Raw genomic sequence first — 7,613 nt, 5'->3', positions numbered from 1 at the left:
TATATCCGCTACTACAACAATGACCGCATCAGGATGAAACTCAAAGGGCTGAGCCCCGTACAATACAGGACCCAGCCCTTAAATCGACCCAGCCTATGAAACCGTCCAACTTAATGGGGTCAGTTCAGTTCAAGGTGCCCGGCCTTTTGCGTTCTCTTACCGCCCTAGGCCTTACGCTTCCAAAGCTCGCGCCTGCGTTTCCTTGATGTCGGTGAAGCGGATCTTCGGCCACTTCTCCTTGATGTAGTTGAAGGCATAGCCGGAGGTGGCGAGCAGCACCGGGTCGCCGTCGACGTCCTCGGCCATGGCCGAGCGGTTGCCGTTCTGGAAGTCGATGACGTCCTGGCGCTCGCCGGCCAGCCAGCGGGCCATGTTGTACTGGCTGATCTCGAAGCCGACCTCGAGGCCGTATTCCTGGTCGAGCCGGCCTTGCAGCACGTCGAGCTGCAGGGCGCCGACGAAGCCGACCAGCGCCGGCGAACCGTCGATCGGCCGGAACACCTGCACGACGCCTTCCTCGGCGAGCTCCTGCAGGGCCTGCTTCAGCTTCTTGGCCTTCATGGCGTCCTCGAGGCGGACGCGGCGCAGGATTTCCGGCGCGAAGCTCGGCACGCCGACGAAGGTGAGGTTCTCGCCCTCGGTCAGGGTGTCGCCGATCCGGAGCGTGCCGTGGTTGGGGATGCCGACCACGTCGCCGGCCCAGGCCTCGTCGGCGATCTGCCGTTCCTGGGCGAAGAAGAACTGCGGCGCGGTGAGGCCGATGGTCTTCTGGGTCCGGACGTGCTTGACCTTCATGCCGCGATTGAGCTTGCCCGAGCACAGGCGGACGAAGGCGATGCGGTCGCGGTGGTTGGGATCCATGTTGGCCTGGATCTTGAAGACGAAGGCGCTCATCTTCGGCTCCTCCGCCTTGACCACCCGCGTGCTGGCCGCCTGGTCGCGCGGCGGCGGGGCGTAGGCGGCGAGGCCGTCGAGGATATCCTTGATGCCGAAGTTGCGCAGCGCCGAGCCCCAGAACACCGGCGTCAGGTGCCCCTCGCGGAAGGACTGCAGGTCGAAGGCGTTGGTGCCCTCGGCGGCGAGATCGATGCCTTCCCGGAGGTCGGTCAGGTAGCGCTGGTCGAGCAGCTCGTCCAGCTTGTCGTCGCCGATCTCGTCGCGGTGGTCGTCGCCCTTTTCGTTCATCAGGCGGGTCTGGCGGCGCTTGAGGTCGTAGGTGCCGATGAAGTCCTTGCCCGAGCCGACCGGCCAGGTGATCGGTGCCGTGTCGAGGGCCAGCGTCTTCTCGATCTCGTCCAGCGTCTCGAACGGGTCGCGCGCCTCGCGGTCGAGCTTGTTGACGAAGGTGACGATCGGGATGTCGCGCATGCGGCAGACTTCGAACAGCTTGCGCGTGCGGTCCTCGATGCCCTTGGCGGCGTCGATCACCATGATGGCGCTGTCGACGGCGGTCAGCGTGCGGTAGGTGTCCTCGGAAAAGTCCTCGTGGCCCGGCGTGTCGAGCAGGTTGAAGACGTTGCCGCCATATTCGAAGGTCATCACCGAGGTGACGACGGAGATGCCGCGGTCGCGCTCGATCTTCATCCAGTCGGAGCGGGTGCGGCGGTTCTCGCCGCGGGCGCGCACCTGGCCGGCGAGCTGGATGGCGCCGCCGAACAGCAGCAGCTTTTCCGTCAGCGTCGTCTTGCCGGCGTCGGGATGCGAGATGATGGCGAAGGTACGCCGCCGCTCGATCTCGCGGTGAAGCCGCGCTTCGGCGGAGGAGGATTCAAGGCTGCTCATTTATGATCTCGCGGCGGTCCCGGAAAGGCCGCCAAACCACAACGCGGCGGGTCGTTTGTCAACCGTCGCCGGCGATTTCTTCGCCATCTTCCGCCGCGCGGGGCGCCACCAGAGCCGTTTTCAGGAAAGCATGGATGTCGGTCGTGTCGAGCAGGGCCTCGACCTCCTGGCGGCCGCGGTCGCCGACCTTGTCGATGAGCAGGCCGCGCGCCGTGTCGACGCGCCAGACGAGGTCGCGCAGCGCCATGGTGGCGGTGCGGCTCGCCGCCGTCCAGTCGGTCGCCTCGCCGACCAGCGCCCGGGCGACGCTGACGATCGCCGAATCGCGGGTGAGATGGCAGCCCTCGCTTCCCGATGCGTCGACGCCGGCCAGCACGAGCTGCATCAGACGCAGCAGGGCACCGCTGTCATCGGGCATTCCCGCCTCTTCCGGCGGGAGATCATGGGCAAAGTTCGTCCACGGCATCAGGGTGCAGCGTAGTCCATCATCGGGCGACCGGGCGCGTCGCTATGGTTGTTCTGGGGGCGGCATGCCTTGCGGCGGCCGACATCTTGGCGCGATCGCGTAACCGCCATATTGGCACGGAAAGGCCGGATGCGTCAGGTCGCAGCGCGACTTTTGGACGCGGCTTTCTTAATATACCCTGAAACTCCCCGTCAGAACTGACATGGGCAATAAAGGCAATTCCCGGCCATCCGCCTGGACGCTGCCGGGAAAATCGCTCCGCTGGCGCCGAGCCGCCTGCCGGCTGCGGGATGCTCCCGACGCTTTGCCGGCGCCTTGACATGGCGATTCCGATCGGGTACCAGAACGCCGCAGCCGACGAAGCGCCGCTTCGCCGCCGCCTCCGAACCGTCGGGGTCCCGCTGGGGGATAATTTAACGGTAGAATGACGGACTCTGACTCCGTTCGTCTTGGTTCGAATCCAGGTCCCCCAGCCAAACTTCTCCACTAACGCATTGATTATAAAAGCGTTTTTCGCTCGCCAAATCTGGATGGATTGGCAGAAATGGCGCTTGCGCTCCCACAATGCTCCCACATCACCCGCAAACGGGGCGTCTACTATTTCCGCCGAAGGCTCCCGCATCCGTGGCGAGGCGAGGTTGCGCTGTCTCTTCGGACCCGCCATTACCGCGAGGCCGAGTTTCTCTCGGATGCTCTCACGAATCGATGGAATCAGGCGGTAGGCGAGGCGATGCTCGATCAGTCCAGGCTCTCGGAAATTCTCCGAAAGGAGCTCGAAAAGCTTCTTCGCAATTGGCGCGAGAAAATCATCGAGGCGCCCTACGGCAAGCCGGTCTTTATGGGCAAGTTTGAGGGAAGCGAGCGCGATGCGACTCGGGCAGACCTTGAGGGCACGGATTGGGCCATCAAACAATTTTCTGCTGACCTCGCCCGACGGGATCTACGCGGACCTGAGTCGGCTATCCGCGAGGTCATGGCCGAACACGGAGTTCCGGAGGAAGACTTCCAGCGCTTCGGCTTGGCGTGGTTCCGTGTCTACATTGAAGCGCTCAAGAAGCAGCGCAGTTGGCTGGAGAACGGCCCTTTCGATTTCGACGAGCTAGTTCCACCCGCCGTCGCAACGCCCGTCCCGGCGCCTCTGGAGCCAATGCAAGCGGTATCGTCTGCAGAGCAATCGGCATCCAACTCACCCAAGCTTTCCGAGGTCCTACCCAACTTCGTTGACCTCATGGTCTCAACCGGTGAGTGGACGAGGCAGACCGAGAAACAGAACACTGCCACTTACCGGATGTTCATGTCGGTCTGTGGTGACAAGCCGATCGCCAGCTACTCTCGTAAGAATTGCGCGGCCTTCTTTGACGTGTTGAGGGGGCTTCCCTCCCTCTATTCCAAGAAGCCGGAATGGTCGGCTCTTCCGCTTGCAGAGGTCGTCCAGAAAACGAAAGGGCTGGAGATTGAACGGTTGGCGATGAAGACGATCAAGCGGCATTTCGCAGCCCTTGGCCGCCTGTTCGATCACCTGAGAAAGCGCGGCGAAATCACTGGTGAGAACCCGGCGCACGGCTTCGATTTCCCTGCCGGTAAGGCGCGGGCAAATGAAGGGCGCCAAATGTGGGAAGGCGAAAAGCTCAAGGCTCTTTTCTCCTCGCCAGTGTGGACTGGGTGCGCCTCGGAAGGCAGGAGATCAACCCCTGGGAAGACTATAGTTCGCGACGAAAAGTTCTGGCTGCCGTTGCTCGGGCTTTACCACGGCAACCGTTTGGAAGAGTTTGCGCAGCTTCTGCGGTCTGACATCCGCGAGGAGGGCGGAATCTGGTTCCTCGACATCAACGACGAGGAGGCAAAGCAGGTCAAGAATGCCCAATCCAGGCGTCGCGTCCCCCTTCACCCGCGCCTTCGTGAGTTGGGCTTCCTGGATTATGTGGAGCGGGTTGCGAAAGCGCCCGGAGACAACGTCTTTCCTCAGCTGAAGCCCGGCGGACCGGACAACAAACTGGGCTACTACTTCTCCAAATGGTTCTCCCGGTACCGACAATCGGTCGGCATATATGAGGACGGCCTTGATTATCATTCCCTGCGCCACAGCGTGACGACCAAGCTATTCGGCGCTGGTGTGGACAAAGTGGTGGTCGATGCCTTGACGGGCCATGAAGGGCAGGGCGTGAGCGAGAAGATCTATCTGAAGGGACTGCCGCTCGCTAAGCTATACGATGCCATCTGCAAGATCGAGTGGACGGAGCTCGAAGAAATTATTCGAGCTTTGAAAGTGCCGACGCAAAGTTAATGATCAGGCAATTTCGAGGGGTGTCTGATAAAATCCGCGCATGTTCGGCGACGTAAAGAACAGGATCACTAAATATCCAACCCCAGCTCCCTGAGGAACTGCTCGGCTTCCACTCGCATGGCCTCATTGATGGCGAATCTTGTGTCAGGTCTTTCCGGGAAAGATCTCAGCCGGAAGGTGTTCGGTTCTACTCGTTGAAAAAGATCGGGGCGAGTGCGTTTGTAGTCTTTTGCATCGGAGCAATATGTGTTCAGCGTTCGTACGATCGTGTTTTTGGGGTCGCTGATATTCCAGCGATTGAGTGCGTCGGCGATCTTATCAACATGAGCCGTCCCTCTTGGCTGCTTAAGAAGGAAGTTAATCGAAGCATCGAGCCATGGAAGGTCGGGATACGTCTTGGGCATTTTCTGCTTTCCTCTGTTAGCATTGAAGAGTGACCGCCGGCTTACAATTGTTCCCTTGACTCGATGCTATATATAAGCGGCTACACTCATTTTTTCGCGTTCCGAGAGTAATACTTCTCTGTCGTCGTAAAACGGTAAAGATATTGTGTCGACGCTAACCAGCATCGACGCGAAGAGAGCCTGTTTTGCCTGGATATTGTGCCTTCGGGTTCTGTCGCCATATGAACTGAACACTAACAGGGATACGCCATTTTTTGGCGAGGAGCTCCACTTGCTTCCAGGCATCAGCCGCTGATTGGCCCTGCACCGAGATGCCAAGGCTCGGGTGATACCGATATCCTTCCTCTTCGTACTGCGAAACTTTGGCCGGGATCGATAGTTCTCTGACTAGCTTTTCACCTTCCACTCCTGCTGACTTCACCTGCGCTATCGTTTCCAGTAAGAGGGACGACCATGTAGCTCGGCTAAGCGACTTGCCGTTAACCGATGCGGCGATCGGCTTGGTAAAGGTAAGGCCTGGCGCACTATCGAACTTGATAGCTTCATGTTCGGGCTGAAGCGTCACTTCGTTTGACACAGCATCCCGCTCAATCCCTAGCTGTTCCATCGCCTCTCGCACGATGTGGTCAATGGTTTCCCCTGGAGTCTTGGTGCCATACCAGGTTTTGAGCGTCACAAGATCGGCGAACGTCGCATCACTAACTCTTAGCACAGGCATCAGACCTACCTCCCAGTATGTGATATGTAACATAGTGTCTCAGACGTCTCAATCGGATATGTAACATATCCGGCCGTCTATATGATCCTTGGGGGCGGTAATCCGGGCTGGCGGAAGACGCCGTATCGCGCATCGACACGCGGTAAAAATGGGTCTCGTTTTCCTGAAGCCCCATGACAGATCGACGCCCGCCCGAATCCCCCGTGCCGGCCCCTGCGCGCGCCTATGCCGGGCGGGTGCGGTGCGTTCCGTGGCGTGCTGTTCCCCGACGCTGAAGGCCGCGCAACGCCGGCTTGCTGTCGTGCCGTAGAGCGGCGAGGGCAGGGCGCCATATAAGCGACATCGGTTACCCACTCACATAGGTTCAAACGACAGATGCACGAGGCATTGAGCAGCGCGCTCGCGGAGCTGCTGTGCCAAACATCCCACAAGGATGCGGTGCGCAGTGTGGAGGTCGGTGATTTACCTACTCACCAAGGTCTCAATCAAAGAAACCCATGCTCTGCCGTTCTGTCCACATGGGCATACCCTAGTGGTCATTGCGTAGACGGCGCAAAAGACGTCCACATGGATTGACGTGCTCCATACGGACATGTTTCATATGGCCAGAACCCAAATGGACAGTGAGTGGCCACCATGCGCACAGTGCTTTACGCCCGCGTTTCGACTGCCGAACAGACTCTCGCTCACCAGCGCGCCCAAGCCGAAGCGGCGGGGTACGTGCTCGATGAAGTCCTCTCCGACCACGGCGTCTCGGGCGTCAATACACGGCTCAAGGACCGACCGGAGGGAAGACGGCTGTTCGACATCCTTCGGGAAGGTGACACGCTGCTGGTCCGCTGGATCGATCGGCTTGGCCGCAACTATCAGGACGTGACCGACAGCATTCGGGAGTTCATCCGGCGCGGTGTCATCGTCAAGACGCTGATCAACGGTGGCGTGACCTTCGATGGCGCGACCAAGGACCCCATGCAAATGGCAGTCAGGGACGCACTGATTGGCTTCCTTGCCGCCACCGCCCAAGCGCAAGCCGAAGCAACGAAGGAAGCCCAGCGGGCCGGGATCGACCACGCCAAAGCAAACAGCCGTGAGGACGCCTATCGAGGCCGCAAGCCCAGCTTCACGCCCGCTCAGGTGGTCGCGGTGCGGGACATGCTTTCGACTGGCACGGCTTCGATTGTCGAGATCGCCAAGGCTTCCGGCCTTTCGCGCGGTACTGTCTACCGGATCAAGGAAGACCCAGCCGGGACGGATGCCCTGTTGGCGAAATGGTACTGAGGGGCGAACCATGCACGTATTCACGACCACGGCGCTGTGCGTGCTGTTCGTCCTGCCTTGGCTGGTCTGCCACGTCATATTCAACGGCGGCCACCTGACCGACGCCCATGCTCGGAGAAAGCGCGCCGCATCGTGCAAGGAAGGCGATTGGTTCACTCTTTCGCCCGAGCACCGGAAGAGGTGCCGGTAAGTCGCGCACCGGAAGATGGGCGTACGGGCGGTACACGCAATTTTTAGATTTCCATTTGAAATCAGGCGTTTCCGTTACCCACCCTCTTAGGTTTAGACGAAATTTCTCGTCATAGCTGAAACATCCCCGCCTTTCCGGCGCGGTGCCGACTGACTTGCCCGCTCTGAGGGCGCCCATTCCCTTCCATCGCAACAGACGACGCCGTGCGCCGCCACCATCCTGACCGTTCGTGCTGGTCCGGCTGGGGTGAGCGTGCGCGCGTGCGTTCCTGTTCGCTGTGAAGGGTCGTGGGCGGCTTTGCGAGTGGCGGCAAGGAGTCGGCACCGTCCCCGAGATGCGGCCTTACGCCCGCCTATAGAGGCACAGGCGACCACTCCCGATTCCCACTCAATCTTCTGAAAGATCAGCACATGTCTGAAGATACGAAAGCGACGAGCAACCGAGGACACCACGATAGGCGCGCCATCTCCTATCACGAGGCCGCACATGCG

7 protein-coding genes and 1 tRNA gene are annotated in these 7,613 nt (G+C 60.3%); 4 read left to right on the top strand and 4 right to left on the bottom strand.

Features of this window, described 5'->3' with window-relative positions:
- On the top strand, window positions 1-99 hold a 99-nt coding region (locus tag CJ014_RS16690), incomplete at its 5' end, for an IS3 family transposase (protein WP_133121849.1).
- 72 nt (window positions 100-171) lie between these two features.
- On the opposite strand, the gene CJ014_RS16685 is transcribed toward CJ014_RS16690, so the two are convergent.
- The gene (locus CJ014_RS16685; protein ID WP_100081616.1) at window positions 172-1,782 is read right to left on the bottom strand and encodes a peptide chain release factor 3; all 1,611 of its coding nucleotides are present in this window, start codon (window positions 1,780-1,782) and stop codon (window positions 172-174) included.
- 58 nt (window positions 1,783-1,840) lie between these two features.
- Entirely contained in the window at window positions 1,841-2,200 is a 360-nt protein-coding gene (locus CJ014_RS16680) for a hypothetical protein (RefSeq protein ID WP_100081615.1), read from the bottom strand.
- Between the two features lie 450 nt (window positions 2,201-2,650).
- Here CJ014_RS16680 and CJ014_RS16675 point away from each other — a divergent pair.
- Window positions 2,651-2,724 (top strand) — tRNA-Gln (locus tag CJ014_RS16675).
- A gap of 68 nt (window positions 2,725-2,792) precedes the next feature.
- Window positions 2,793-4,532 (top strand): site-specific integrase, encoded by a 1,740-nt coding sequence (locus CJ014_RS16670; protein WP_100081614.1) that lies wholly within the window; start codon window positions 2,793-2,795, stop codon window positions 4,530-4,532.
- A gap of 68 nt (window positions 4,533-4,600) precedes the next feature.
- Here CJ014_RS16670 and CJ014_RS16665 read toward each other — a convergent pair whose 3' ends face one another.
- Both CJ014_RS16665 and CJ014_RS16660 read right to left on the bottom strand, forming a co-directional pair.
- Complete coding sequence (locus CJ014_RS16665) at window positions 4,601-4,936, bottom strand: hypothetical protein (RefSeq protein WP_100081613.1); 336 nt, start codon at window positions 4,934-4,936, stop codon at window positions 4,601-4,603.
- A 154-nt stretch (window positions 4,937-5,090) separates the two neighbouring features.
- A complete protein-coding gene (locus CJ014_RS16660; RefSeq protein ID WP_100081625.1) occupies window positions 5,091-5,657 on the bottom strand; it encodes a T4SS efffector SepA family protein in 567 nt (188 codons plus the stop codon).
- A 633-nt stretch (window positions 5,658-6,290) separates the two neighbouring features.
- Here CJ014_RS16660 and CJ014_RS16655 point away from each other — a divergent pair.
- Window positions 6,291-6,932, top strand: coding sequence for a recombinase family protein (locus CJ014_RS16655; RefSeq protein ID WP_100081612.1), 642 nt, complete (start codon window positions 6,291-6,293; stop codon window positions 6,930-6,932).
- Window positions 6,933-7,613 lie beyond the last annotated feature (681 nt).

Source organism: Pleomorphomonas carboxyditropha (assembly GCF_002770725.1).
Lineage (GTDB): Bacteria > Pseudomonadota > Alphaproteobacteria > Rhizobiales > Pleomorphomonadaceae > Pleomorphomonas > Pleomorphomonas carboxyditropha.
This window is presented reverse-complemented; position numbering and strand designations above follow the sequence as displayed.

Excerpts from the sequence above, each read along its gene's own strand:
- CJ014_RS16685 (WP_100081616.1), bottom strand. The coding sequence starts at position 1,782 with ATGAGCAGCCTTGAATCCTCCTCCGCCGAAGCGCGGCTTCACCGCGAG.
- CJ014_RS16680 (WP_100081615.1), bottom strand. The coding sequence starts at position 2,200 with ATGCCCGATGACAGCGGTGCCCTGCTGCGTCTGATGCAGCTCGTGCTG.
- CJ014_RS16670 (WP_100081614.1), top strand. The coding sequence starts at position 2,793 with ATGGCGCTTGCGCTCCCACAATGCTCCCACATCACCCGCAAACGGGGC.
- CJ014_RS16665 (WP_100081613.1), bottom strand. The coding sequence starts at position 4,936 with ATGCCCAAGACGTATCCCGACCTTCCATGGCTCGATGCTTCGATTAAC.
- CJ014_RS16655 (WP_100081612.1), top strand. The coding sequence starts at position 6,291 with ATGCGCACAGTGCTTTACGCCCGCGTTTCGACTGCCGAACAGACTCTC.